This is a genomic window from bacterium, from assembly GCA_016703265.1.
Taxonomy (GTDB): Bacteria; Krumholzibacteriota; Krumholzibacteriia; order LZORAL124-64-63; family LZORAL124-64-63; genus CAINDZ01.
This window is the reverse complement of record JADJCK010000001.1, coordinates 34,809-60,863: the sequence shown is the minus strand read 5'-3', so window position 1 is coordinate 60,863 and position 26,055 is coordinate 34,809. Positions and strand designations below refer to the sequence as shown.

The 26,055-nt window shown below is 69.0% G+C and carries 22 protein-coding genes; 1 reads left to right on the top strand and 21 read right to left on the bottom strand.

Annotated features, from left to right (window positions below; translation table 11 throughout):
- Positions 1 to 29: 29 nt before the first annotated feature.
- The 13 genes from IPG61_00280 to lexA form a co-directional block, all read right to left on the bottom strand.
- Positions 30 to 935 (bottom strand): PhzF family phenazine biosynthesis protein, encoded by a 906-nt coding sequence (locus IPG61_00280; protein MBK6732542.1) that lies wholly within the window; start codon positions 933 to 935, stop codon positions 30 to 32.
- A gap of 175 nt (positions 936 to 1,110) precedes the next feature.
- Positions 1,111 to 1,602, bottom strand: coding sequence for a holo-ACP synthase (acpS, locus tag IPG61_00275; protein MBK6732541.1), 492 nt, complete (start codon positions 1,600 to 1,602; stop codon positions 1,111 to 1,113).
- Positions 1,494 to 2,180 carry a sugar transferase gene (locus tag IPG61_00270; protein ID MBK6732540.1) on the bottom strand — a complete coding sequence of 229 codons (687 nt, stop codon included), beginning with the start codon at positions 2,178 to 2,180 and terminating at the stop codon, positions 1,494 to 1,496. Before IPG61_00270 ends, acpS begins: the two co-directional genes overlap by 109 nt.
- Complete coding sequence (locus IPG61_00265) at positions 2,170 to 3,759, bottom strand: glycosyltransferase family 39 protein (GenBank protein MBK6732539.1); 1,590 nt, start codon at positions 3,757 to 3,759, stop codon at positions 2,170 to 2,172. The genes IPG61_00270 and IPG61_00265 overlap by 11 nt, the downstream gene beginning before the upstream one ends.
- 51 nt (positions 3,760 to 3,810) lie before the next feature.
- Positions 3,811 to 4,509, bottom strand: coding sequence for a DUF3108 domain-containing protein (locus IPG61_00260; GenBank protein ID MBK6732538.1), 699 nt, complete (start codon positions 4,507 to 4,509; stop codon positions 3,811 to 3,813).
- A 128-nt stretch (positions 4,510 to 4,637) separates the two neighbouring features.
- On the bottom strand, positions 4,638 to 5,738 hold the full coding sequence (locus IPG61_00255) for a glycosyltransferase family 9 protein (protein MBK6732537.1): 1,101 nt from the start codon (positions 5,736 to 5,738) through the stop codon (positions 4,638 to 4,640).
- Positions 5,735 to 6,925 carry a glycosyltransferase family 9 protein gene (locus IPG61_00250; protein ID MBK6732536.1) on the bottom strand — a complete coding sequence of 397 codons (1,191 nt, stop codon included), beginning with the start codon at positions 6,923 to 6,925 and terminating at the stop codon, positions 5,735 to 5,737. The genes IPG61_00255 and IPG61_00250 overlap by 4 nt, the downstream gene beginning before the upstream one ends.
- Positions 6,922 to 7,533: an HAD family hydrolase gene (locus tag IPG61_00245; GenBank protein MBK6732535.1), complete on the bottom strand. Its 612-nt coding sequence runs from the start codon at positions 7,531 to 7,533 to the stop codon at positions 6,922 to 6,924. The genes IPG61_00250 and IPG61_00245 overlap by 4 nt, the downstream gene beginning before the upstream one ends.
- Entirely contained in the window at positions 7,530 to 8,684 is a 1,155-nt protein-coding gene (gene waaF, locus IPG61_00240) for a lipopolysaccharide heptosyltransferase II (GenBank protein MBK6732534.1), read from the bottom strand. The genes IPG61_00245 and waaF overlap by 4 nt, the downstream gene beginning before the upstream one ends.
- A complete protein-coding gene (locus IPG61_00235; protein ID MBK6732533.1) occupies positions 8,668 to 9,843 on the bottom strand; it encodes a glycosyltransferase family 9 protein in 1,176 nt (391 codons plus the stop codon). Before IPG61_00235 ends, waaF begins: the two co-directional genes overlap by 17 nt.
- A gap of 28 nt (positions 9,844 to 9,871) precedes the next feature.
- Positions 9,872 to 12,250 carry an endopeptidase La gene (lon, locus tag IPG61_00230; protein ID MBK6732532.1) on the bottom strand — a complete coding sequence of 793 codons (2,379 nt, stop codon included), beginning with the start codon at positions 12,248 to 12,250 and terminating at the stop codon, positions 9,872 to 9,874.
- Positions 12,251 to 12,325: 75 nt separating this feature from the next.
- Positions 12,326 to 12,760 carry an Hsp20/alpha crystallin family protein gene (locus IPG61_00225; protein ID MBK6732531.1) on the bottom strand — a complete coding sequence of 145 codons (435 nt, stop codon included), beginning with the start codon at positions 12,758 to 12,760 and terminating at the stop codon, positions 12,326 to 12,328.
- A 203-nt stretch (positions 12,761 to 12,963) separates the two neighbouring features.
- Positions 12,964 to 13,569, bottom strand: coding sequence for a transcriptional repressor LexA (gene lexA, locus IPG61_00220; protein MBK6732530.1), 606 nt, complete (start codon positions 13,567 to 13,569; stop codon positions 12,964 to 12,966).
- Positions 13,570 to 13,822: 253 nt separating this feature from the next.
- Between lexA and IPG61_00215 the strand changes: the two genes are divergently transcribed.
- Positions 13,823 to 14,167: an HIT domain-containing protein gene (locus IPG61_00215; GenBank protein MBK6732529.1), complete on the top strand. Its 345-nt coding sequence runs from the start codon at positions 13,823 to 13,825 to the stop codon at positions 14,165 to 14,167.
- A gap of 25 nt (positions 14,168 to 14,192) precedes the next feature.
- Here IPG61_00215 and IPG61_00210 read toward each other — a convergent pair whose 3' ends face one another.
- The 8 genes from IPG61_00210 to IPG61_00175 all read right to left on the bottom strand — a co-directional run bounded on the left by IPG61_00210 (position 14,193) and on the right by IPG61_00175 (position 26,008).
- Positions 14,193 to 15,716: a hypothetical protein gene (locus IPG61_00210; protein MBK6732528.1), complete on the bottom strand. Its 1,524-nt coding sequence runs from the start codon at positions 15,714 to 15,716 to the stop codon at positions 14,193 to 14,195.
- A gap of 77 nt (positions 15,717 to 15,793) precedes the next feature.
- Positions 15,794 to 17,278: a hypothetical protein gene (locus IPG61_00205; GenBank protein ID MBK6732527.1), complete on the bottom strand. Its 1,485-nt coding sequence runs from the start codon at positions 17,276 to 17,278 to the stop codon at positions 15,794 to 15,796.
- A 346-nt stretch (positions 17,279 to 17,624) separates the two neighbouring features.
- Positions 17,625 to 17,837 (bottom strand): hypothetical protein, encoded by a 213-nt coding sequence (locus IPG61_00200; GenBank protein MBK6732526.1) that lies wholly within the window; start codon positions 17,835 to 17,837, stop codon positions 17,625 to 17,627.
- Positions 17,816 to 19,768 carry a VCBS repeat-containing protein gene (locus IPG61_00195; protein ID MBK6732525.1) on the bottom strand — a complete coding sequence of 651 codons (1,953 nt, stop codon included), beginning with the start codon at positions 19,766 to 19,768 and terminating at the stop codon, positions 17,816 to 17,818. Before IPG61_00195 ends, IPG61_00200 begins: the two co-directional genes overlap by 22 nt.
- 67 nt (positions 19,769 to 19,835) lie before the next feature.
- Positions 19,836 to 22,487 (bottom strand): hypothetical protein, encoded by a 2,652-nt coding sequence (locus IPG61_00190; protein ID MBK6732524.1) that lies wholly within the window; start codon positions 22,485 to 22,487, stop codon positions 19,836 to 19,838.
- A 302-nt stretch (positions 22,488 to 22,789) separates the two neighbouring features.
- Positions 22,790 to 24,109 carry a hypothetical protein gene (locus IPG61_00185; protein MBK6732523.1) on the bottom strand — a complete coding sequence of 440 codons (1,320 nt, stop codon included), beginning with the start codon at positions 24,107 to 24,109 and terminating at the stop codon, positions 22,790 to 22,792.
- Positions 24,106 to 24,783: a class I SAM-dependent methyltransferase gene (locus tag IPG61_00180; protein ID MBK6732522.1), complete on the bottom strand. Its 678-nt coding sequence runs from the start codon at positions 24,781 to 24,783 to the stop codon at positions 24,106 to 24,108. The genes IPG61_00185 and IPG61_00180 overlap by 4 nt, the downstream gene beginning before the upstream one ends.
- The gene (locus tag IPG61_00175; protein ID MBK6732521.1) at positions 24,749 to 26,008 is read right to left on the bottom strand and encodes an undecaprenyl/decaprenyl-phosphate alpha-N-acetylglucosaminyl 1-phosphate transferase; all 1,260 of its coding nucleotides are present in this window, start codon (positions 26,006 to 26,008) and stop codon (positions 24,749 to 24,751) included. Before IPG61_00175 ends, IPG61_00180 begins: the two co-directional genes overlap by 35 nt.
- Positions 26,009 to 26,055 lie beyond the last annotated feature (47 nt).

Sequence of the window (26,055 nt, the reverse complement as noted above, 5' to 3'; positions counted from 1 at the left end):
CTCGGGTTGGGCGACCGCTCGGATCGCGCTCAGGAAACGTCCAGCCGGCCGCGTCCGACCAGGACGCACGACCCGCCGACGCGGATATCGGTAGCCTGGCCGCCGCGCACCGAGGCCTCGGCCACGATGCGACTGGGGCGACCCATTTCGAGGCCCTGTTCGCTGACGATGCGGACCGACTCCTCACACTTGACCAGCCGGTGCTTGACGAGGTAGGCCACGAGGGCGCCCGTGGCCGCGCCGCTGGCCGCGTCCTCGGGAATCCCGAAATGCGGCGCGAACATGCGGCAATGGACCGTCGCCTCGGGGTTCTCCACCTCGCAGGTGAACACGAACAGGTCACCGAACCCGAGGTCGCGGGCGATCGTGTCCGCTTCGCGGCGCCGCAGGTTGATCGCCGCCATGGATTCCAGGGAAGCCAGCGGGACGATATGGATCGGCAGCCCGGTGGAAATCACTTCGCACGGCAAACCGGTGATGGCGATCTCGTCCTCGGGAAGGCCAAGGGTCCGCGCCACCTTGCCCCGCTGGAAATACTGCCCCATGAAGACGGGCGGCTCCAGCGTGAGGTAGTAGACCGGCTTCTCTTCCTCGAGGCGCCGTTCGACCGTGAACCGGCCGGCCTCGAGATCCCAGGTGAACGGCACACCGTCACCCGCGCGCCGGCCCAGCGTGTCGAGCGCGAAGGTCGCGCCCAGCACCGAGTGGCCGCCGAACGGGATCTCGCCGCTGGGCGTGAACACGCGCAGCCCGGCGGCCGGCGCCGCCGATGAGCGCGGCGGCACGATGAACGCCGTCTCCCCCGCTCCCATCTCCATCGCCAGCTTCTGCATCAGGGTGTCGGCCACCCCTGCCCCGTCGGGGAACAGGTACAGGCGACTGCCTCCGAAAGGCCGGTCGGTGAAGACGTCGATGAGCAGGAATTCGAGTTCCATCGTGTGGTGTCCGTCCCGGGGCCGTCGGCGCACATCGGCAACCGCAGGCTTACCCCGCGGGCCGATCCCATGCGCGTGAATTTAGCACAAGCGCGGCGGCGGGCCAAGCCGATTGCCCGGTCGGCTGGTTGCCCCTGCGGCCCGTTTCCCGGCGCCCGGCGCCGATCCCCGGGCCTCAACCTTCGATGATGACCATGCCGACCGCCGTCTCGCGTTCATGGCTCAGGCTGGCCAGCACACGCCCGCCGCCGCCAGCGGTGAGGGCCGCCGCCGCCGCTCCGTGCAGGACCACGACAGGCGCGCCGCCCTCGCCGCGCAGGACCTCGATGTCACGGTAAGGAATGACGGCGATGCCGCCGCCGAGCGCCTTCAGGCAGGCTTCCTTCACGGCCCACCGCCCGGCGACCCGGGCGGCGCTACAGCCTGCCTGGCTCCCCGGTCCTGCCGGCGCCAGCTCGGACGGCCGGAAACACCGTTCCAGGAACCGGCCCCCGTGCCTGGACAGGAGCGCTTCCACGCGCCGTACGTCGACGATGTCGACGCCGATGCCGCGAACGCTCAATACGCGCCCTTCCTCTGGATGACCGCCGGCAGCGTACGGACGAGGATCCGGAAGTCCAGGCCCGGACCTGCGGCCGCCACGTACTGGCGATCCAGTTCCATCCATTCGCTGAAGTCGAGATGACTGCGCCCGGACACCTGCCACAGGCAGGTCAGGCCGGGCTTCACCAGCAGTCGCTGGGCTTCCTGCGGCGTGTAGTCGGCGACTTCGCCCGGGATCTGCGGCCGCGGGCCGACGATCGACATCTCGCCGCGCAGCACGTTCAACAGCTGGGGAAATTCGTCGAGGCTGCTGCGCCTCAGGAAGCGGCCGACACCGGTGATGCGCGGGTCGTCCTTGATCTTGAAGGCCGCGCCGTTCGCCTCGTTGAGGTGGCGCAACTGGTCCTTCCGTGTTTCCGCATCGATCGACATCGAACGGAACTTGAAGCAGTCGAAGAGCCGGCCGCAGCGGCCCACGCGCTTCTGCCGGAACAGGACCGGGCCTGGCGTTTCCAGCTTGATCAGCAGCACGATGAACGGCAGCAGCGGCAGGAGGAGGAACAGGCCGGCCAGCGCCGCCGCAACGTCGAACGCCCGCTTGGCGAATGCGTACAGGCGTCCGGGAGCAGCGCCGGCGCAACAGCGTGTGTCCACGAACCGCTCGTAGCCCGCCCGATCCCCGTAGAAGTACTCAGCCGCCATGCGCAGTCCCGCCTGTCGCTGACCGTTCCCAGGCGAAGATCCGCGTGCCTGCCGGCTGCGCCACGAGGCGCAACGTCCCCAGCCGCGCCAGCGCGGTCGGCAACTCGCCGTGCGGGTCGAAGTACCACTCGCGGGCGAGCACCACCCAGCAGCGATTGCGACCGGTCAGCACTTCGGCACAGAACGCATCGGCCTGTTCCGGGCCGGCCAGTGCCGGGCGCCCGAGTGTACCGAGCAGCGGCAACCGGCCGTCGTCGTAGAATTCGTAGACGTTCGACACCACGGGCACCAGTACGGCATCGCCCGGCGCGGCCGCCGCCGAGACCACGCGCACCGCCTCGCGCACGTCCTCCCGTGCGTAGCGCAGGTCCGACCGCGCGGCGCCCAGCGACCACACCGTCAGGGCCAGCAGCACCGTAGCCGACAACGCACCGACCATGCGAGGCAGCCGGACGAGGCCGCGGGCGGCCAGCAACAGCACGAGGGGCAGCACGACCGAGACATAGCGCGGGTTCCACGGCTTCACGTTGCGCATCGCCAGCAGGACCAGCACCGCAACGGGCACCAGGATCCAGAAAAGCAGCCGCGCCCGTACGCGGTCGGGGCGACGGCCGAGGCCGCCCACCAGCGCCACGCCGACGGCCAACCCCGCGATCGCCAGCAACGGCAATGCCGAGCGAATGAGCGCCATGCGATCGGGCCGGTGCAGTTCGGCCAGCGACGGGCCCAGGCTGTAACCGTAGAAAAACGTCAGCAGGGTGTAGGGCAACGCGGCCAGGGAGAACGTTGTCTCTCCCCGCAACGCTTCGCCGGTCGCCATCCCCGGCACGATGCGGTCCACCGCCCAGATCCCCGTGGCCTGCAGCAGCCAGGGCATGGTCACCAGCAGCACGCCCCCGAAGGCCAGCGCCACCAGAAGGCGATCGCGCCCGAGCCGCGGCCGGTCGACGAAGATCATCGCCAGCGCCATCGCGCCCCACAGGAACAAGCCGGACAGGTTGCTGAGGATGCAGGCCGAGACCGCCGCGATGAAGGCCGTGATGTGGCGACGCCGCAGCCGTCCGGCCGCCAGGTCCAGGTAGGCAAGCGCCGCGAGCACGGCGAAGAACATCAGGAACGCGTAGCCGCGTCCCTCCTGGCTGTACCAGACATGGAACGGGTTGATGGCCAGCAGCAGTACCGCCAACCGGGCCGAGCGCCCGTCCAGAAGGCGGCCGGCGAGGATGCCGAACGCCGGTATGGTCAGGATCCCGGCGACGGCCATCGGCAACCGCATCATCAACTCGGGATCGCCCAGGCGTACGAGCAGCCAGGCAATCGCCGTATAGAGCGGGCCCTGGATCGTGTCGTGCAGCTGTTCCCAGAAGTCGAGGCCGATGCCGGGGCGGATCGCCTGCCAGGTGAGGATCTCATCGACCCACAGGGACTGGGCGCGCAGGCCCAGCAGGCGCGGTACGGCGGCCAGCAGGGTCATTCCCAGCAGGAAACCGGCACCGGGTGCGCCTTCGTTGGGAGCGTCGACATCGGCCAGCCAGTCGGCAGGCGGCACGAACGGCGAACGGCGATGGTCAGGGGTCATGCATCCGCCTTGCTCGGGAAATCCAGCGGCCGCCGGGCGGCCGCGGGTCGGTCAGCGCTGCTTGAGCGGTACGCCGGCCCGGTACTCCTTCAATGCGACATCGATCGATCCGACCGGCACCTTGGTCTTCATCAGCACCGGCACGCGCCGCGCATCGGCGCTGATGTAGAGCGTGATGCGTCCGTCGTGCTTGAACAGCCCTTCGCCTTCGAGCACCGGCTCGACGACGAAGCAATCGAACTTCCCCGCCGGGACCTCGACGGTCTCCCGGCCGTGGACGATGACCTTCATGTTGTAGTTCCGGCGCGACGTGTGGGCCGGCAGCACCAGGTCGCGCCCGGCTTCCAGGTCCAGGTTCCGCACGTAGTAGAAGGCCGACAGCTCGTCCTGGATACCCGCAGGCACGGCCATGGCATGGCCGTCGCCGTAACGGGCCATGCCCGCCTCGCGATCGAACTCGATCTCCAGCGTCTTCTTGTAGTCGCCCTCGCGCAGCCGCTTGTAGAAATAGGCGCTGCTCAGGTCGGCCACATCGATGTAGGTGACGATCTTGTCGCGCACCTTGTAGATCGACGAGAAGAAGCGATTGCTGTTCGCCGTGCTCTGCACATGGTAGCACGTCCGCCCCATGTGATCGACTGTTCCCATCGTCTCCAGAATGCCCTCGCCGGCGGTCACCGGTCCATAGCTGATCTCGAAGACCATCCGTTCGCCGGGGCCGTAGACAGTGGGTGCGATTCCGGTCGGCATCGCGGTCGGCATCGCGGTCGGCATCACGGCGGTCGAATCGGGCTCGGCCCCCGTGGCTGAGGGCGGGCCGGTGACGAATCTGCCGGCCAGGAGAAGCAGCCCGGCCAAAAGGGTCAAACGGCGGTGGTTCAGCAATGCTGTGCCTTTCCAGTTTCGGGTCCCGGCGCCGACCCCGGCAGTCCGGCCGCTCCCCGCGCCGCAAGGAGCGCAAGGGCCGCGGCCGCGACCGGCCCGGGACCGAGGTTCTCCAGGCACGGCCGGCCTGCGACGGGGCAGGTGGTCAGGTCGCAGGGCGAGCAGGCCTCACCCGTGCGAACGGAAACGTGGCGTGGCCCCGGCGGGTTCCAGCCCGCCGGATCGGTCGGCCCGAAAACGGTCACCGTGGGCAGTCCCAGCAGGGCGGCCAGGTGGCGCAAGCCGTTGTCGGTGCCGACGAAAAGGTCGGCTCGCCTCAGCAGCGCCGCCATCTCCGCCAGCGATGACGGCGGCGCGAAGGCATCACCCGGCAGCAGGGTGGCCAACTCCCCGACCAGGGGCCCATCGCCCGGACCCGGCGCCAGCACCGCACGAACCCCGGCGGCCCGCAGCTGAAGCCACAACCCCGCCACATGGCGGGCGGGCCAGGCCTTGGCGCTCCAGGTGGCGCTCATCACGAGGACCACCGCACCGGGGCCGGTCGGGCGCGCATCCCATTCCCGCAGCCAGCTCCGGAATGCCGAATCAGCCGCCAATTCGAGCGCCGGTCGTTCGAGGCTCCGGCCCGGCGTCCAGGGCATCGGCTCCAGCCCCAGGACACGCAACGGATCCAGGAAGGCCTCGCCGGCAAAGCCGCGCAGGGCGTGCGCGCCGGCCCGGTTGCGGGGCACACGCAGGTTGTAGGCCCAGCGACGTCCCGGCAGGTCGTAGCCGACGCGAACGCGGGCCCCCGACAGCGCCGTCCACAGGGCCGTGCGCGGGCTGCCCAGCCAATCCACGACCAGGTCGTAGTGCTGCCGGCGCAGCCACGGATACCATGGTTCGCCGCCCACGTGGGGATACTCCAGGACATTGACGTTGCCCGCCAGTTCGCGAAACAGGCCGGCCAGCGGCCGGTCGATCACCAGGTCGATGCGCGCACGCGGCCAGGCCTCGGCTACGGCCGTGACGGCGGGCAGGCAGACGAGCGCATCCCCCAGCGCCTTGCGCCTGATCAACAGGATCCGGCGGTGATCGGCGTGTGGATGCGTCATGCGGCAACCCCGTTCCCGAACAGCGCCAGCGCGCGCGCGGCCACCGTGGCGACCGTCAGTTCGGGCAGGCACACGAACGCATCGCAGGCATGGCGGTCGCAGGGATGACACGGCGGTCGTTGCGCCAGCACGGCGAACGGCCCCGCGCCTTCATAGGGGAACCAGATCCGCGGATCGGTGGGCCCGAACAGCGCCAGGACCGGCGTGCCGAGGCCGACGGCGGCGTGCATGACGCCGCCGTCGACGGTGACCAGGCCCGCCGCAGCGGCCAGGACATCGAGGACGACCGTCAGCGGCAGCACCGGCAACGCCGCGCCGCGCCCTTCCGGAAGCGAGGCCACGATCGCCGCGCTCACCTGCTCGTCGCCGGGGGCCGTCAGGACCACGATGGGCCCGGCCCAGGTCCGCGCCAGTTCCGACGCAAGGTCGCGCCACTGCCCCACAGGCCAGCGTTTCGTCTCCCAGGTGGCGGCCGGCGCCAGGACGAGGTATCCGCACGCCGGATCCAGGTGCGCCTTCTCCAGCAGCGACGCGGCGCGGGCCGGCGCCTGCGGCCGGCGGGCGAGCCGCGGCAACGCGCGTTCACCCCTGGTCGCGAACCAATCGCTGAAACCGAGTCCGGTCTCCACGTGCGTGAGCGGCCCCAGGCGTGCCAGGTGATCGCCGAGCCCGCCGGGAGCCAGCGTGTCCCAGCGCGGATCCCGTCGCGCGGCCCGGGCATCGGTCAGGTGCGTGTACAGCCGCGAGCGGCTTCCGGCGGGCCCGGCCAGGCGCGCCGGCATGCCGGCCAGGCGCAGGAGCCAGGCACTGCGCGGGTTGAAGAACAGGTCGACAGCCGCGTCGTAACGGTGTCGACGCAGTTCGAGTACCTGCGCCATGGCACCGACTGCAGGCGATACGCCCGCCCCTGGCGCAGCGGCGTCCACCATCTTCCGCGCGCTGCCCGGCCGGCGTGCGCGCGCATCGGCGCCGCGACGCCGCACGGCCAGCGCATGCACGCGGGCGAGGTCCGGATGCCCCGCCAGTACCGGCGCGTAGGCCTCCTCGCACAGGTAGCCGATCTCGAGCCGGGGATCGCCGCTGCGCAGCGCCTCGATGACAACGGTCGACATCACGACATCGCCGAGGTAACGAAGGCGCGTGACGAGTATCCGTCGCAGTGGCCGGTCACCCAGTCGCCAGCTCATGGCGCCACGCTTCCATTTGCGGGATCCGCAGCCATGACCAGCGCCACGGCCGTCGCGAGGTCGGCGGCGAACAACACGCGCGCATCGCCCGGCCATGCACTCTCGACGCGCGCCCTTTCGACGGCGCCGTAGCCGGTGCCGACAAGCACGACGCCGAGCCCGTGCCGCCGCCCGAGGTCGACATCGCTCGCCTTGTCCCCGATCACCCACGAGCGGTCTGCCGGCCACTCGAAACTCGCCGCGGCTTCTTCCAGAAGGCCCGGTCCGGGCTTGCGGCAGCGGCATTGGTCAGCGGGCGCGTGCGGACAGTAGTACATGGCATCGAGCTCCGCTCCGTGTCCGGCCAGTTCGGCATCGACCCGCGACATGACAGCCGCCAGTTGCGCGGGCCCGAATCGCCCGCGGCCGAGGCCGCTCTGGTTCGAGAGCCCGATGAGCGCATAGCCGGCCGCAGCAGCCTTCACGAGGGCAGCCGGTACGCCGGGCACCAGCTCGACCCCGTCAGGATCGGCCAGGTAATCCTTGTCGACGATGAGCACGCCGTCGCGGTCGAGGAAGAGGGCCGGCGCCTGCCGCAGCCCGCCGCGCGCCGGACATTTCCAGATCATGATGCCACCCCTCCCGTCCGGACGTCACCGTCGGCGCGCAGAAGCCCGCGCACAGCGCCGAGGACACGCAGCCCGTCCACGGTGTCGAGACAGAAGACCGGCTGGTTGCAGGTGCGGCGGTAGCACGGCCGACAGGCGAACCCGTCGGCGGTGACAACGGCAACACGTGCGCCCGACGGCCGCGTCCAGTCCGGGTTCGATGAACCGAAGAGCCCGACCGTCGGGGTGCCGAGCGCCGCCGCCACGTGCATCAGCCCGCTGTCGTTGCCGATGTAGGCGCTGCACCGGCGCATCCAGCCGACGGCGGCCGGCAGGTCGGTGGCCCCCGTCAGGTCGATGATGTCGGCCAGGGGCTCGGCGTCGACCGCATCTTCGCCTGCCGCCCAGCGCAGCCCGGGCGTTGCTGCACGCAGGGCCGCGACCAGGGGCGCCGCGCCGGAATCGCCCAGCAGCAACAGCCGGACTCCATCCTCGGTGACGGCCGCCGCGGCGAAAGCCGCCATCCGGCGGGTCGTCCACGTCTTGGCGGGGCCGTACGTCGTGCCCGCCCCCAGCGCCCACAAGGGCCTCCCTCCCGCGGCACGAGGAGGCCTTGAACCCTTCATGGCGCCGGCCAGGCTGGCCGGGCCGATCGTGTCGATGGCCGGCAGCGCCCGGGCATCCCAGCCCACATTCGTCGCCAGTTCCCGGCCGAGTTCGAGCAGTTCCATGCTGTAGTGACGCGTGCCCCGGGAAGGACGGGCAACCGCCCGCGTCAGGAGCAGCGACCGGCCGTCGCTCCGGTGACCCACGCGGACCGGAATACCGGCGAGCCGCGCCACGAGGGCCACCCGCAGTGACGGCGGCGCGAGCAGCGCGGCGTCGCACTTGGCCTCGCGCCAGCGAGCCGCCAGCCGCACGAGGCCGGCGACTCCCGCATGTTGTCCGGGGCGCTCGGTGACCAGGAGTTCGTCGACACGCGCGTCGCCCGCGAACAGGGGCGCCCAGGCGGAGCGAACGGCGAGGATGAGGCGGAAACGGGGGGCGCCTTCGCCGAGCCGCACCTGCTGCAGCCAATCGAGCAGGGGCGTGGTCATCACCACGTCGCCCAGCCAGTTCGGGGCGACGACAAGCAGGCGATCGACCGGGTGCGGACTAGAGCGACGTGGCATCGCTCACCGCCGGCGGCTCAGGCGCGACGGGAGCAGCCGGAGGCGTTCCGGCTTCGGCCTCCGGTGCGGACACGACGGTGGCAACGCCCGTCGTTCGCCGACGTGGCCCGACAACGGCCTCCACCGCGGCCAGCAGGGCCTCGGGATCGACACGTCCGTCGCTCTCCAGCGTCAGGATGCGCACATGCGCCCGGCCGGAAGGAACCCAGCACGGCGCCACTCCCGCCCGGAACAGCCCGACCGTGGGCACGTCCATGGCGACGGCGAAATGGAAAGCATCGGTGTTGTCGGCGATGAACAGGTCACACTGCGACAACAGCAGCACGACTTCCAGCAACGTGTCGCGGCTGAGCCCGCTCGGAACGCTCGACAGCAGCACTTCCAGCCGCGACAGGCGCTCCTTCTGTTCCGGATGGCCGAGCGGAATGACGCGGCACTCCAGCTTGGACGCCAGGGTCCGGGCCACTGCCTGGAAGGTCTCCAGCGGGAACGGCGCTCCCGTCAGCGGATCGCCGGGATCGATGCCGACCAGCAACTGGCGGGGATTCGGCTTGTGGAAATGCACCTGCTGGGCCATCTGCCGCACCTTGTCCATGGGCAGCGGCCAGCGCGGCTTGAGGTCGCCGGCCGTAAAGCCGAGGAACGGCGCCAACTGGCCGAGCCGGTCGCCGAGGTAGCGGTCCGGCGAACTCCGCACCTCGCAGTTGACCGCCGGCCAGCCATCGGGGTGCGAAGGCCCGAAGCGCAAGGCCGCACCACTTGCCAGCGCCGCCATCTCGAGCGGCGGCTGCGGCTCGTGCGACATCACCAGGGCCAGGTCATAGCCGCCGGCCTGGACCTGACGCAGCAGCGAGGCGAACGCCGGCCGCCAGGGATTCAGCTGGCCCGGCTTGTAGATCAGGCACTGCCGTGCCAGCCCGCTCGGCACGATGAGCGGCGCGTGCTTCTCCGGCATCAGGAAATCCATGCAGGAGCCGGGGAAACGGCGACGGATCGCCGTCAGCAGGGGCATATGGAAAAGCACATCGCTCAGGCGACCGCTGTCGATGCAGAGCAGCCGCGAATCCTCCTGCACACAATCGGGCACGGAGAACCACGCCGCGGTTCCCTTGCGGAAGAACGGCCGCAACAATGCGCTGAGCAGCTTGTGGTCGGACACCGCCAAACCTTCCCGGCGCCGGGCCCGCTCAGGTTTCCAGGTCCGGGAAGATGGCCTCCCAGACCTCGTGGACACGACTGACGGGCACGAACTCCACGGCCTCGCGCACTTCGTCGGGGATCTCCGCCAGGTCGACGACATTGTCGGCGGGAATGATCACGCGCCTGATGCCGACCCGGTGGGCCGCCAACACCTTCTCCAGCAGGCCCCCGATCGGCAGGACCGCTCCCGTCAGGGTGATCTCGCCGGTCATCGCCGTGCGCCGGTCGATCGCCCGGCCGTGCAGCAGCGAGAGCAGCACCGAAGCCATGGCGATGCCGGCACTCGGTCCGTCCTTCGGCACCGCGCCCGCAGGCAGGTGGATATGCACGTCCTTCTCGAGGAAGAACTGGCGATGTTCCTTGCGGTCGCCGAAACGGTTCCGCAGGTAGCTGTAGGCGGCAGAGGCCGACTCCTGCATCACGCTGCCCACCTGGCCGGTCAGCTTCAGGTTGCCGTGGCCGTTCGGGAGCGCCAGCCCTTCGATGTACAGGATCTTGCCCCCGACCTGGGTCCAGGCCAGCCCTGTGCAGACACCCGCCTGGAGATGGCTGCGCAGCCGGTCGCCGGAGTAGCTCGGCGGTCCCAGGTAGTCCTCGAGGTTCTTCGCACCGATCGCATGCGGCTTGCGCTTCCCCTTGGCAACATCCGTCGCGACCTTGCGGCAGACGGCGCCGATCTCGCGCTCGAGGTTGCGTACGCCGGCTTCCCGCGTATGGTCCTCGATCACCTTCATCAGCCCCGCGTCCGTGAAGCGGATCTGCGTCGTCTTCAGGCCGTTGTCCTCGATCTGGCGCGGCAGCAGGTAGCGCTTGGCGATCTGCAGCTTCTCCAGGTTCGTGTAGCCCGCCAGCTGGATCACTTCCATGCGGTCGAGCAGCGGCCGCGGGATGGTGTCGAGCATGTTCGCGGTGGTGATGAACATCACCTTCGAGAGATCGAACGGCAGCGTCAGGTAGTGGTCGGTGAAATCCGAATTCTGCTCCGGGTCCAGCACCTCGAGCAGCGCGCTGGCGGGGTCTCCGCGGAAGTCCTGTCCCAGCTTGTCGATCTCGTCGAGCATGAACACCGGATTGTTGGTCCCGCATTCCTTGAGCCCGGCGATGATGCGCCCGGGCATCGAGCCCACGTAGGTGCGCCGGTGCCCGCGGATCTCGGCCTCGTCACGCATGCCGCCCAGCGAGAAGCGGAAGAACTTGCGCCCCACCGCTTCGGCGATGCTGCGCCCCAGCGACGTCTTGCCGACGCCCGGCGGACCCGCCAGGCACAGGATGGGCCCGCGGTGGTTGTCCTTCAGCTTGCGCACGGCGAGATACTCGATGATGCGCTTCTTGACGTCATCCAGCCCGAAGTGGTCGCGCTCGAGGATCTCCTCGGCGCGCTTGAGGTCGAGGATGTCGTCCGAACTGCTGGACCAGGGCAGGTCGAGCAGCCAGTCCACGTACGTCTTGCTGACGGTGTACTCGCTCGCGCCCGGCGACATGCGCGCGAGGCGGTCGTACTCGCGATTGGCCGCGGCGAGCACCTTCTCGGGCAGGTCGGCCTTGTCGATGCGCTCGCGCAGGTCCTCCAGCTCGACCGAGCCCTCGTCGGTGTCGCCGAGTTCGCGCTGGATGGCCTTCATCTGCTGGCGCAGGTAGTACTCGCGCTGGTCCTTGTCGATGGACTTGCGCACGCGAGACTGCAGCTTCTGCCCGAGCTCGAGCACGTCGAGTTCGCGCATCACGATCTTCGACAGCAACTGCAGGCGCTTGCGCGGCGAACGCTCCTCGAGGATGGCCTGCTTCTCGGCCACCTCGATGTCGAGGTTCGAGGCGATCAGGTCGGCCAGGCGCCCCGGCTCGTCGATGTTCATGACGACGACCTTCAGCTCGTCGCTCAGCGTCTCGGAGGAATCGATGATCTTCAGGAAATTGTTCGCGACGCCGCGCATGTAGGCGAGCGTGCGGGAGTCGTCCTGCACTTCCTCCGTGATCAGTTCGACCCGGGCGACCATGTAGGGCTCGTCGCGAACGAATTCACGGATGCGGCAGCGGGCGATGCCCTGGCCGAGCATCCTCATGCTGCCGTCGGGAAAGCGCAGCATCTTCTGGATCTTCACGGCCGTGCCGACCTGGTAGATGAGGTCGCGGTCGGCCGGGTCTTCCTCGTCGTCGCCGGTTTCCCGCTGCGCGAACGTGCCGAGGATCTTGTCGCCGGCCAGGCAGTCGTCGGCCAGGCGCACCAGGTTCGTATCGGTCAGGACCAGCGGCACCATCATGGCCGGGAAGATCACGGCTTCACTGATGGGCAATACCGGCAGTTCCCGGGGCAGGGTGACCTCGGACACATGTTCCTGGTCCTCGTGATCCCGGTGGTTGTCCGCCATGTCGTGGAGCTCCTTCCCGTGGCCGGTGGTGTCGGACCGCCGGCCGTTCCCTGTTGGTCCCGCCCCGTGCGGAACTCAGCGCTCGATCGTGATCTGCCTTCGGTCGCCGCGGCCGTCCCCGCCCTTGCGGAAGGTCACATACAGGAAGCCGCCGCGGTAACGCGCCGTAGCCGAGGCGGGATCGATCGCCACGGTGATGGGCACGCGCCGTGCGAACGGCCCCACGCTGATCTCCATTTTATGAAAGTGCTTCTTGCCCGGGCCCGAGGCGTCGGGCCGGATGCCGCGGACCAGCAGGCTCTTCTCGTCCGCAAGCACTTCGATCTGGGCAGGGTCCATGCCCGCGAGGTCCATCTGGACGATGAAATCGTCGTCGGTCTCGTAGGCGTCGGTGGCGGGGCGCCAGCAGAGGTCGCTTTCGCCCGGTACCGTGCCGCCCTTCTGGGCATAGGCGGTCACGAGGATCTCGAAGATCTCTTCCAGCTCGCCCGGCCTGTCCTTGCTGCCCATGGTCGAACCGCCCCGCTCCAGGAAACCCGAAAGTGCAAGCACCGCATTCGGGTATGCTACCTGTCGGAAGCGGGGGCGTCAACCAGACGGCAACCCGGCCTGCCCGGGTTCGCACTTCCGGGGCAGGGAACAGGCAGGAGCGCCGCAGTGCGGGCCCGTCGCGGGCCCGCCCGGGGCGGTTCGTTCCAAGGGACCGGCTGCGGTCAGTTGTACCGGCGCAACACGCCGATGACGACGCCCTGCACGGCCACCCGCTCCTCGGGAAAGACCATGACCGGATAGGCGGGATTGGCCGGCTGCAGCCTGATCTGCGCTCCGTCGCGGTAGTACTGCTTGACCGTGACGGACTCGCCATCCACCAGGGCGATCACGGTTTCCCCGTGGCGCGCCGTCTCGCGGGCCTCGACCACGACCGTATCGCCGTTGCGGATCTGCTCGTCGATCATCGAATCGCCCCGGACCCTCAGGGCAAAGGTGCGGCCCTTCCCGAGCCATTCCTCGGGTACGCGCAACTGTTCCTGCTCGGCCAGCGCCTCGATCGGCCGGCCGGCCGCGACCGTGCCCAGCAGGGGGATCAGCGCCATGCCGGAACCGCCGTCCTCCACCACCTCGATGTCGCGACTGGCGTTGCGGCGCTCCCGCTTCAGGTAGCCCTTGTCGACCAGGTGCCGCACATGCTTGTGCACCGTGGCCACCGACGAGAGCCCGAAGCGGTCACCGATCTCCTGGAGGGTCGGCGCGAAGCCGCGCTCCTCCGCGTAACTGGTCACGAAGGCCAGGATCTCGGCCTGGCGCGGGGTCAATCCCATGGGATCCCTCCTCAGGGAGAAGCTTTGCCGGCCGTAGAGCCTATCGGGCCGACTGTGACCAGGGCCGCCGACAGGTGCGCAGCCCGGCCGCCTCGGGAGGGCGGCAGCAGCATGATGGACGAAATAATGGCGAAAGTCCAGTCCAAAAACAAAGAAAAGGCGAAAGCCCTCCGGCCGGGCCTTGTTGCCGGTCCGTCCACTCGCGTGCTACGCTGCGGGATCGACAGCCAAACCCGCAGCCGAAAGGCTTCCCATGAGCAACTGCCTGTTCTGCGAGATCGCCGCCGGCCGGATCAAGGCCGAGATCCTGCAGTCCGATGACGACTTCGTCGCCTTTCGCGACGTGAACCCGAAAGCGCCGAGCCACGTCCTGGTCATCCCGCGACGGCACGTCGCGGGGCTGAACGACCTGGTCGGGCCCGACCGGGGGCTGGTTGACGGGCTGCTGGCGGCGGGTGTGGCGGCGGCGCATGCAGAAGGACTGGCCCCGGGCGGCTACCGTTTCGTAATCAACTGTGGCGAGGACGCCGGGCAATCCGTGGCCCACCTGCACCTGCATGTGCTCGGCGGGCGTCCGCTGGCCTGGCCTCCCGGCTAGTCTGGCCGGCGATGCATGGCGTTGCTCACCGCTCGAATCGGCGCATGTCCACGCCCTGCGGCAGGCGCCGCAGCGTGCGCACTGCGTGGATCTCGTCCGGGTGGATTGGCTGGGCCAGCGAAAGGTTGCCCGAGGCCCCCAGCACCATCAGGTGACCGGCCTGGTTGCAGAAGAGGGAATGGTCCACCATCCCCAGCACGTGCCCCAGTTCGTGCAGCGTCACTTCCTGGAAGAACTGCGGCGTGAACAGGCCCGTCTCCACCTCCACGCGCACGCGTTGCGGGATCACGTCGCCCATGACACCGCCGGCCGGCTGTTCCAGCACCGCCACTCCGTAGCCGCCGGAGCTGTTGGTGACCCATTCGAAGTGCACATCCGCCGCCGCCTCCGTGGCCACTTCGACCAGCAGGACCTCGCCCAGCGATTGATTCCACAGGTCGACCATCGCGCGTGCGAGGACGTCGAGCTGGCGCCCGTTCGCGAGCGTGGAGTCGGGCAGGTGCACGCTCACGGGCCAATGATCCCACTTCCAGAGTCGCGAGGCCGACGTGTCGGCTTCCGAGGTCTCCGTATTGGTCATTTCCCGGAAGAAGGTGAGGAAGTCCGCGTCGTAACCGGTGCATTCGTCCGCGATGCCGAAGCGGTACGGCAGCACGAGATCGAGATCGACGTCGACACTGCTGAGCAGCCGCGCCGTCGTGAAGTCGTAGTAGTCGATCGTCGTCGTATAGACGGCCACCGAGTCGATGCTGCGGTAGGGCCCCAGCCGGAAGATGCCGTCACCGTCGGTATTGTCGTTGCGGAGCGGGTTGCCGGAGCTGACAATCACGCCCAGGAGCGGCTGACCGGTGACGTCGAAGACGTGGCCGTTGATCCACCATTCCGTCGTGATGGTCGTGAAGCGCGTCGAGACCGTGCTCGAAAGCTGCCCGCGATCGTCGCGCGCGCGAATGGCGAACCAGGCCTCAGCGCCCGGCACCAGCCCGCCGTTCGCCCGGTCGTAGGTGGCATTGTAGCCCACCTGCCCGGCCACATGGGCGATGGTGCCGAGGATGGTGGCCTGGTCCCAGTTGGCGGTCGTGACCACCCCGGCGTAGCTCACCGCGACGACGTACTCGACGATCGGATAGGTCGAGACGCTGACCCTTGTCCAGGAGAGCGAGACTTCCACGGGGTCGTCGCCGGGAAAGAGGGCGAAACTCGGCACTGCCGGCGGCTCGGTCCGGGGCTCGGCCGACACTTCGATCACCCAGAAGTAGTCGCGAACCGACTCGCCGGCCTCGGCGTGGACCCGCAGCGTGTCGCGCCCCACCTGGCTGGCCGCATAGACAAATTCGCGCGCCGTGCCGACGATGGCACCGCCGCGCCGCCACGTCACCGACAGTGCTCCCTCCGGCGAGACGCCTGCACTGAAGTCCAGGTTCTGGCCGATCGCCAGCTGCTGCCCCTGGACTGCCGGCGTGAACAGGATGGTCGGCGGCTCACCGGGATCCGGGGAAGTCCCGCCGCCGCCGCATCCCCCGACGAGCAGTGCGCCTGCCGTAAGCATCGCGACCGCGCGCCCCCGCCCCCATGTCCCTGCGTGCTTCATGGGCTCAATGTACGTTGGTCGCGGGCCGCCGACAATCATCGCTCCGCACTTCCTCCGCCGTCGGCGCCACGCCGGTCGACCGGCGCGATCCACCATTCGGCCAGGTTGTTCACCGGCGACAGGAGGTGCGGCCGTACGTCGTGAAGACGCGCATTGATGGCAACCAGGTTGTCCGGATAGAACAGGAAGGCCGCCGGCGGATCCTCGGCCAGGACTTCCTGGAGCCGCTGCCAGACCGGCAACGCTGCCGAACGGTCGCCGAGCCCGAGTGCCACATCCAGGAGGGAATCGACGGTGGCGTTGGCGTAATGCCCAAGGTTGTATTCGCTCGTCGCGGTCGAGCGCACGTACGGTGCCGGGTTCCCGTAGAGGTTGGCGTTGAACAGCCCGAAGTACGCGTCGAACAGTCCCTCGCGCGCCCGCGCCTGGCCCGCCAGGGATTCCATCGCCCTCACCTCGACCGCCGCCCCCACCGCGGCGAAATTCTCGCGGAGAATGACAACGCCCTGTTCGCGGACCGGATCGCCGCTGCGCGTCAGGATCTCGAAGCGGAGCGGACGGCCGTCACGGTCGAGGACGCCGTCGCCGTCAGCATCACGCCATCCCGCCACAGCCAGCAGCCGCCGGGCTTCAGCGGGGTCGCAGGTCGGCGCCTCCAGGCCGCGGTGATGGTTCCAGAGTGCCGGGGGAATCGGCCCGACAGCAGGCCGTCCGTGTCCCACGACCAGCGCCGAGATGAGCCTGCCGCGATCGATCGCCAGCGACAGCGCCCGCCGCGTGCCTGCATCCGCAAACGCGGGATTGCGGCAGTTCCACTGCAGGTGGTAGATGCTCCGGCCACCGGTGGCCACGAGCCGCAGGTCGCCCCGGGCCGACAGCCGCGCTGCCGCTGCCGGCTGCACGCCGTCCGCCAGGTCGATCTCCCCCGTCTCGAGCATCAACAAGCGGGTCGCTTCCTCGGGCACGATCCGGAAGACGACGCGCGACAGCAGCGCCGGCTTGCCCGGGTAACGTGGGTTGCGCACCAGGACCAGCTCGCGGTTCGGGGCCCACGACTCGAGGGTGAACTCGCCGGAAGACAGCGGCTGGCGGTTGATGGGCCAGTCAGCCACCGTCGCCGGGTCCAGTTCGCCGACAACATGCCAGGGCACGATATGGTGCCACGTCGCCTGCACCGGGTTCGGCACCGCACGCAGGAGGTCGTAGCGCGCCGTGCTGTCGTCCACGGCCACGGCCTTCGCCACGTCCCGGTACAGCCCGCGGCGCCTGCTGGCGACCCGTTCGTCCTGGAACAGTTCGAAGGACCGGACCACGTCGCGCGCGGCCAATGGCGCCCCGTCGGACCAGAACCAGGGGCGCAGGTGGTAGGTGATGGAGAGCCCGTCAGGCGCGATCTCCCAGCCCCGTGCGATGCGCGGCACGTAGGAGAGGTTCTCGTCCATGTCCGCCAGGCCGTCGTGCAGTTCGGCGATCACGATGCCGGCAATGGTCGAGGAATAGATGAGCGGGGTTGAGGACATCGGGGTCGGCCGCAAGGGCGACGACGGCGGTGCCCCCCGGGGCCGCACTGCCGGCCGCGGACCCGTACGCCGCCACATCGCCCTTCCGGCCGCAGCCGCCGGCTGCGAGGCAGACGAAGCAGAAGAGGCAAACGAGGCCGATGCTGGTGGCCATGCCCTCGCGAAGGTTCTGTGTGCGTCCGCGCAGACTCGGCATCTCCACCCTCTCTTCAGCAACGAACGGGCTGCGGCATCAGGTTAGGTCCGTCGGGGCACCGGTGTCAACGACCGCCAGGAACCGAAAGACGACGGCCGCCGGGTCCAGGTTCCCGGCGGCCGCCGACATGATACAGGCTGTAAGCGGCAACTATTTCACGAGCGTCATCTTCTGGACGCCTTCAGTGCCGGCAGCCCGGGCCCGGACCAGGTAGACGCCGCTGGCCTGCCCGCGTCCGGCGTCGTCACGCCCGTCCCAGACCATCAGGTGCCAACCGGCGGCGATGGTTCCCTGGTGCAGCGACCGGACGCGTCGCCCGAGCACATCGTAGATGTCGACCGTCAACTCGCCGCGTTCGGCCACGTAGAGGCTGAACTTCGTCGACGGATTGAACGGGTTCGGGTACGGGCGATCCAGCTGCAGGGCCGCCTTCGGCAGTGTCGGGCCGTCGTCGACGCCCACCAGCTCGACCGGGAAATACACGCCCGTGCGCTGCATGTTGCCCTTGAACGTCGGCCAGGCACGTCGTGGCGGTCGTAGGCGAACGGCATGTCCCAGACGTGGCAGAGCGCGTCCCAGCCGGCATAGGCCAGGTCGACGTCACCGTCATCGTCGAGGTCCGTGATCGTCACGCCGTTCATCAACGGACCTTCCAGCGTGATCGGGAAGCCGGATACCGGCTGACCGTTCGCATGGTAGGCATAGAGATTGTACGGCGCTGCAGCGTCGCCGCCACCGATGCCGTGCAGGATCTCCGGCGAACCGTCGCCGTCGATGTCGCCGATGACCGGGCTCGCTTCCGAGCTGCCGGGCAGGACCACGGGCCAGCCCGGCATGAACTGGCCGCTTGTCCCGCCCGCATAGTCCGTGCTGAGAGCTGCCAACCGGCTGATCAGCCCGGTCTGGTTGGGCGTGTAGACGATCTCGAGCTTGCCGTCGCCGTTAAGGTCGCCGAGCGCCGGCACGCATACCCAGTCGGCATTGACAGGAAGTCCGGTGGCCTTCGGGTAGCCCGGGTAGTTGGTCCCGTCGGCCCGCACGGCGTAGACCGTGCCGGCGTGCGTGTAGAACACGAGGTCGGCCTGGCCGTTGTGGTCAAGGTCGCCAATGACCACGTCGGTGCTGATGCTGCCGTTCGCGATATAGGGGAATCCCGCCACGTCGGTGCCGTTGTAGCGGAGCGCCATGACGCGCTTGAGGCCGCTGCTGTCGTTCCTGGTGCCGAAGATGATGTCCAGCGCATCGTCGCCGTCGAGGTCGAACAGCGTCGGCCCGCTGCGCGACCATTCGAACTCGGCGCCGGCGCGCTTGTAGAAGACGCCGGTGGTGGCGGGGTTGGCATCGCCGTCGCGCACTTCCGTGCCGTCGGCATTCCAGGCCCAGACCACGCCGTTGAGCGTGTTGACGACGATCTCCGGGGCGCCGTCGCCGTCGATGTCGCCGACCGAGGGCGCCGCCCAGTTCCAGTTGCTGCTGCTCGGCAGCACGAGGCTGCGCGGCCAGCCGGCCAGCTCGGCGCCGGTCTTCGTGTAGATGTGGATCTTGTAGGAGGGCGCCCGCTCGCTGATGATCATCTCGAGCCCGGGCACGTTGTCGAGGTTGGCCAGCGTGACCGCCGCCGGCTGCAGGATCGCGCCCGCGGCAAAAGCCGTGAAGTTGCCGAGCGTCTGCGAATTGCCGTCACCGTCGCGCAGCTCCTCGCCGTTGTGGTGCCAGACGTAGACCTGGTTGCTTGCCACGACGACCTCGAGGTCGCCGTCGCCATCCACGTCCCCGACGGCCAGCGGGCTGCTGGTCTCGCCCACGAAGGGGACCGGGAAATTCGTCGCCTCGGCCGGGGCCGTGCTGCGGTTGACCGCCGCGGTCAGGAAGCTGGGCACCCCGGACTGGTCCACGGTCTCGATCTTGTAGTAGTACGTGGAGAGCTGGGCCAGCCCGGTGTCGGCGAAGTACGACGTACCCAGGATCAGGTCCTGGTTGGCGCGGACGAACGGACCGCTTTCCGAAGTCGCACGGTAGACGTTGTAGCCCCGGATGTCGGACGATGTCGAGGGCTCCCACGACAGGGCGATCACGTCGGCCCCGAGGGTCGTGCTCGTGGAGACCGCCGTCGGCGGCAGCGGGCGTTCGAGCGTGAAGTCGTGCCGCAGCGTGCGTCCGTAGGCGTCGCTGAAGACGATCCGTGCCGTGTTGTTCCGCGAAGGGTCGATGGCCATCGAGAACGCCGGGGAACCGACGGCCGTTTCCAGCAGGTCGAACGAGGGCCACGTCGCGACCGAATCGTACCGCGTCACGAACGCACTGTCCGTGCGCAGGCGCCCGGTGAGCGCCCCGGTGGCGCCGGTGCCGAAATTTTGAGCATCACGGTGACACCGAGCCGCTCCCGGTCTCCAGCGCACCGTCGCCATCGCCCCAGGTTTCGTCCTCCCAGTCCAGCGACACGACTTCGAATTGGGGGGCGCGCACGGCGAGAGGCCACTCGGAGAACGAATGGGCGGCACCGGACACCGCGTCGTACGTGAGCGTGAACGTCGTGGCGTCGGCCACACTTGCTGCAATCGTGACCAGGAAAGGCGTCAGGGCCGCCGTCGAGGCCCCGGCACCGACGGCGCCGAAGGCGGCGCTGGCGTTGACGATGGTGATACCGGGGTCGGCACAGCTGACCGTGGCGGTGATACCCGCCGCAGGCGCACCGCCGGTCTCGCGCAGGACGGGCCAGATCGCGATCGTCTCGCCCGCGTCGGCGAAGCCGTCGCCGTTGCCGATGCTGCCGCCCGAGCCGTTATCGGCGATCCCCGCAGCCTCCACCCTCAGGTAGCTGCCGCCGGCCACCACCGGAACGGTGATCACCTTGCGGGCCAGGTTCCGACCCGTGACCACGACGCTGGCACTCCCCGTGCTGGTCGGCAGGACGCCCAGCGAAACCTGTCCCGCAGCGTCCGTCAGGCCCCACGCCAGTTCCTCGCCGGCCTTCTGCAGGCAGACCCGGGCACCGGCGACCGGCTGGCCTCCCGCCGTCACGGTGAACGCGGCAGCCTGGGCGCCGATGGCCAGCGACGCCGGCCCCGCCACGCTGAGGGTCTGCGGGGATCCGGTCCAGATGGGCAGCGTCGGATCGCCCAGCAGGGTGTAGTTCTCGAAGGTCCAGCGGTCAACGTAGTTGTTCGCCGTCAGCCCGATGAAGGGCAAGCGGCTCAATGCCATCAGCCGACCGACGCGGTTCTCGGTCGTGCAGTACAGTTCACTGAAGAACTCCTGCTGGTACGAGTTGGAGTTGTTGGGGAAGGCTGCGCGCACCGAGCCGAGAGAGCAGACGGCGCCGCCATTCGGGTTCTGCACGAACCGTTCGAGCAGGCAACTGTTGTCGAAGGCGGCCGAGGCGCAGTTGAGCGCATACATGACGAACGAATGCCCGGCATTCGTCAGGTTGTCGGCGTCGGTGGTCATGAAGTTCGCGTCACCGACGGACATGTTGAAGTAGTAGCCGTGCCCGATCTGGTTGAAGATGCCGTAGCGGCCGTTGTTCAACGTATCGACGAGGGCGGCCCGTGTCAGGGGCGCATCGCGCGGGTACAGGAGGTCGGTCTCGTACATGCGCGTGTATTCCATGTCCGTGCACGGGACGATGTGGTTGTTGATCTGCTCGGCCGCGAACTTCGCGCCGTCGAGGATGATGTACTGCTGGACATGGAAGTCCTCGGGAAACAGCACCTCGGCCGCGAACAACGCGCGATTGGTCCAGCCCGCGCCGGCTGCCGTGTTCTCGTACGCGATCACCTTGTTCACGAAGACGGTTGCCGCCGCCGCCGAGCTCACGGCGGCGCGCCCGACGTAGACCTCTTCCGCGAAGTCGGCCACGTCACCGGTCGAGGTGGTGGTGATCGGCTCCCCGAAATAGGAGTCGCCGTCCGCGTTCCAGTTGCCGTCCAGGCAGGCGAAATAGAGGTCACAGGGAATGGCCGTGGAACCGTTCGTCGGATAGAACGTGTTGATCACGTAGCGCGGAGGGAGAACGTCCGAATCGCCGCCCAGCAACACGTAGTCGATCCCCCACTTCTGGTAGGCGTCGCGGATGAACAGCCGCAACGTCTCCTGCAGGTCGGCTCCGCGCCGGTAGTTCGCCTCGATGTACTCCCGCGTGGCCACGACCGACGGGATGCCCTGCGCGGTCTTGTAGGCCGCCAGCGTCTCGAAAGCCGGACGCATCGCTTCGCTGGTGATGATGAGGTAGCTCACCGCGCTGCCGGTAAGGCTCGGGGTCTTGTCGGGCTGGAACCCGCCGCTGCCGGCAGCCACGGCCACGCCGTCCTGGCGCGCATAGCCGGCCAGCTGCGCGGGGTTCGCCACCAGGCGCGAAAGGACATCGGCATTGGCCGCGCTCTCGCCGGCAACCTGGCGTTCACGGACGACCATGTCGTCGCCGGCGGTGCCCGGCGCGAAGCTCACGTGCACCGCGTAGCTGTCCAGGAATTCGAGGACGTCGCCCGAGGCATCGACCGACTGTCGCAGCGGGTAGACTTCCAGCGCGAGCAGTCGATAGCCGCGCCAGGTGTGCGTCCCGGCGAAGCGGCCCCATGATTCCGGGAACGCATTCCCACCGGCCGGCAGCCGGGGCTCGTGCACATAGACGCCGGTATCGGTGAACAAGGGTTCGGCAATCGCCAGGGTCCCGCTGGTCTTGACGCGGTGGGTGGCCAACGGCTCGACCCATGCGTCCTGCACGCGGGCGTCGGCCGGCACGAGCAGGAGCAGGGTGCGCAGCGGCAGGCGCGGACGACCGGGATCGTCGATGCCGCGCAGTCCCGCCATGACGGGGTAGGTGGCGCCGGCGCGATCCTGATCCCAGGAGAGATCGCCGGCCGCAAAGGTGCCTTCGTAGATGACCGTACCGGTACCGGACGCCGCAACGGCGCACGGCGCGGCGATGGCCAGCGCGAGGAGCAGGGACAGGGCAAGGGAACGGGCGCCGAACGCATTCATCTGCAGGCCTCCGGTCGGGCGAACGTCCGGCATGCCGGACGGTGACTTCAAATGCACTGTCGAGGCGTGAGCCTCAGGAACCCAGGTTGTCGAGCCGTCATCGCACCCGATCGTGCAATGAATGATGCACGTTAGCTTGGCGTCCTGACGTCCTCCCGGGACGGTCCGCTGGCCGGAATCCACATCCGGGCGGGCCCTTCGGCTCGAGTGTTGATGGCGTGCGGTGGGCGACCGGAAGACTATACCAAAACAGGGAAAACTGGTCAATGGCACAAATGTAGCCACGATATCGATCGAATTCGATCGAAATGCACATCCGGTTACGGCACAAGCTGTTAGTCAGCGCCCGCCCGCCCCCGTTCCGCAAGGGGCAGCGCACCGTGGTAACCGGAATCCAGGAGAATTAACATCCGGCTCCCCTGCGCAGCCCCGCCGCCGGGTCCGGCGTCCACCAGACGTCGGCTTCGGGTGCCGTTGCGGGCGATCCGTTCGGCCCCCCGCTCGGCGAGACTCGTGCCGTTCCGGGCCAGCGCTGCGATCTCGGCGTCCGTCAGGAAAACCGCGCCCGGGCCGGGCAGCGCTCCGACGCCATCGAGATAGGCGGCCAGGGCGCGCAGCCCTGTCCCCACGACGGCCGTATCGACGTGCGCGAAGTTGACGCGATGGGTCTCGACGACAGCGGGCTCACCGCGCTGCCAGGCGCGCGCGGTCTCCTCCACGCAGCGCCGGGCCACCGCCATCGGGTCGGTATCCTGAACCGGTTCGAGCCGGCAGTTGCGCTCCAGATAGGTCCGGTCCGGATGGGCCGCACGCGACCACTGCCGATCCACGACCTTCAGCAACCTGCCGGCCACGCCCGCAGGCAGGTCCGGATGCCGCTGCTCGCGCTTCGCCTGGATGACCCGAAGGCCGCGTGACGACCACAACCGTTCCACGCGCCCGTTCCAGGTGTAGTCCGGCGCGATCAGCGATCGGGGCCGGGACCCGAACAGGTCGCTGAAGATCCGCAGGCCGGCATCCAGTTCGGCGGCCAGTGCGTCGTCGGAGCGCCAGGGGCCGAGTTCCCGCGCGGCCTCGCTGCCCGGAAACAGCATGATGCCGCGCGACGCCGCCTCGAGCGCCACGGCGCTGGCGGCGGTGGCCTCCTGCCTCAGCTCGGGATCATAGTGCCAGACGGCGTGGTATTCGGGTTGCCAGACGCCCGTCGCGCGCGCGGATGCCACGGCCCGCCAGAGGCCGGGCCGCGGATAGGCGCGCGGCAGTTCGGGCAGGTCGTAGCGACGCCACTGACCGTCCTCCCAGGCCAGCGACGAGAGCACGTAGTTCGGTTGCAGAATGGCCGGACGGTCGTCGCGCCCGCGCCGCGCGCGCAGAACCGCCGCGAGGTCGGCGACCATCGCGCTGTCCTCGAGGGTTGAACGCCAGTACACCGCCGGGAACGCCCCGGGGGTCAGGTCCTCGCGCCGCAGGCCCTCCCAGGCCGCGTCCGAAGGCACGAAGCCGGCCAGGCCCCAGTCGTCACTCTCGAGCGCAACCGCGCGCACCTGCGCCCAGTTGACCGCGTCGCGCGGTCCCGCCGTGAGCAGCGCCGCCGCCGCCAGCAGGGCCGCCGCCGCAACGCCGACAGCCGTTCGCAGGTTCCATTGCCGCATCATCGCAGTTCGCTCCCGCTCGGATTCGCCAGGCGACACCACCACTGCCGGCCACACGCCACGCCGTTTGCGCCGATCGCGGCCAGCAGGCGAGCCGCCGTCCTGCCGGGCGCCGGCCGTCCGGAGGCCAGCATGCCCATGACGGCGGCAGCGTCGAGCGGCCAGCGGTTGTCCATGACGCCGCCGTCACGCACGGTCGCCGCCAGGTCCGGCGCCAGCGCCCGCCGGAACGCGTCCGCCGACACCAGCGGCCCGCGCCCGAGCGGGTCGAGCCGGGCCAGGAAGGCCTGAAGATCGCGATAGTTCGCCGCCGCCGCACCTCCGCCCGGTTCGTCTTCTAGTACGAACAGCGATCCACCGGGCCGCAGCAGCCCCAGCCATTCGCGCAGGAAGGCGCCGTCCGGCCGCCGGGGAAGCAGGTGACGCACAAAGTTGCCGGCCACGAGGAGATCGATGGAACCGGGAAGGAACGGCGGTCGGCAGGCATCGCCGACAACGTCCGCCAGGCTGCCGGCCGCGCGCGGCAGGCGGTCGAGGCCCGTGCACCGCAGGCCGTCCCGCCTCAGCAGGCCAAGCAGGCGTCCATCGCCGCAACCGAGCTCGACCGCGCGGAAATCCGCAGCGAACGGCGGACGGCAAAGCTCAGAAAGGCTCTCCGGAAGGGGGTCGAACGGCATCGGCCGTCTCCTGGGAAACGGTCACGGTGCCGGTGGTGCCGTCGCGAACGCCGGCCTTCAGGCGCGCGACGCGCTGCCGCTCCGTCTGAAGGTCGATGATGTCCGCCACGTCCTGTTCGATGCGCCCGGTCAGCTTGTCCAGCCGGTCGTCCAGGCCCAGCGCGTACGAGAGTTCGCTGAAGAGGTCCAGTCCGTGCCGCCGGTTCTGCAGGTGACGCTGCGCCCCGAGCTGCGCGGCCATCATCCACATCCCCATGGCCGGCAGGCCGAGCCAGGCCACGCCCAGGAAGTCGCTCAAGGCGAAGAGGATCATGCCGGTCGTGACCAGCAACAGGCAGAAGGTCGCCGAAGCCGGCGAGAAGCCGAGGCGCAGCAGGCGATGATGCAGGTGGAAATCGTCGGCCTGGAAGATCGAGGTGCGGCGGCGGTAACGCCGGATGATCGTCGTGCCCGTGTCCCAGATCGGCACGATCATCGGGGCCAGCAGCACCGGCAGCTGGATCGGCGTGATCTGGCTGAGGTTCAGCATCAGGCTCGCGAGCACCAGGCCCATCCACATGCTGCCCGAGTCGCCGAGGAAGATCTTCCGCTTGCTCACGTTCCAGTAGAAGAACGCCGCCGTGGAACCGCAGACGGTGGCCGCGAACAGGGTCGAGAACATCTCCTGCACGGCCATCGAAATGACGACCAGCGCCGCCGAGGCCAGGATGCTGATGCCGCTGGCCAGGCCATCGAGGCCGTCGATCAGGTTCATCGAGTTGATGAAGCCGAGGTACCACAGCAGGGTGACGGGCCACGCCCAGCCGCCCAGGGGTATCGTGCCGAGCAGGGGCAGCGTGACCGTGTCGAGGCGCTGGCCGAACAGCATGAGGGCCACGATGACCACGAGCTGTCCATACAGCTTCTTCTCGGCGTGGATGCCGAAGCGGTCGTCCCCCACGCCGAGCGCGAGGATCGCAAGGCCGGCACCGCTGAGGATGCCCAGCCAGGACCAGGGCAGTCGCGTACCGAGGATCACATGCTCGAGGAAGAACAGCGCACAGAAGAACGAGATGAAGATGGCCATGCCGCCGGTGCGCGGCACCGGTTCGCGATGGGCGCGCCGATGGCCGGGATGGTCGACGATCTCCGTCAGGAAGCCGAGGTTGCGGAAATGCGGCTGCACAAGCCACGACATCAGGAAAGCGGCCGCAAACCCCAGCAAAGCGACGATCTCGAGCTTCACGATTCCTCCCTGAAACGCCCAACCGACCGGACTCCTGCCGGAGCCGG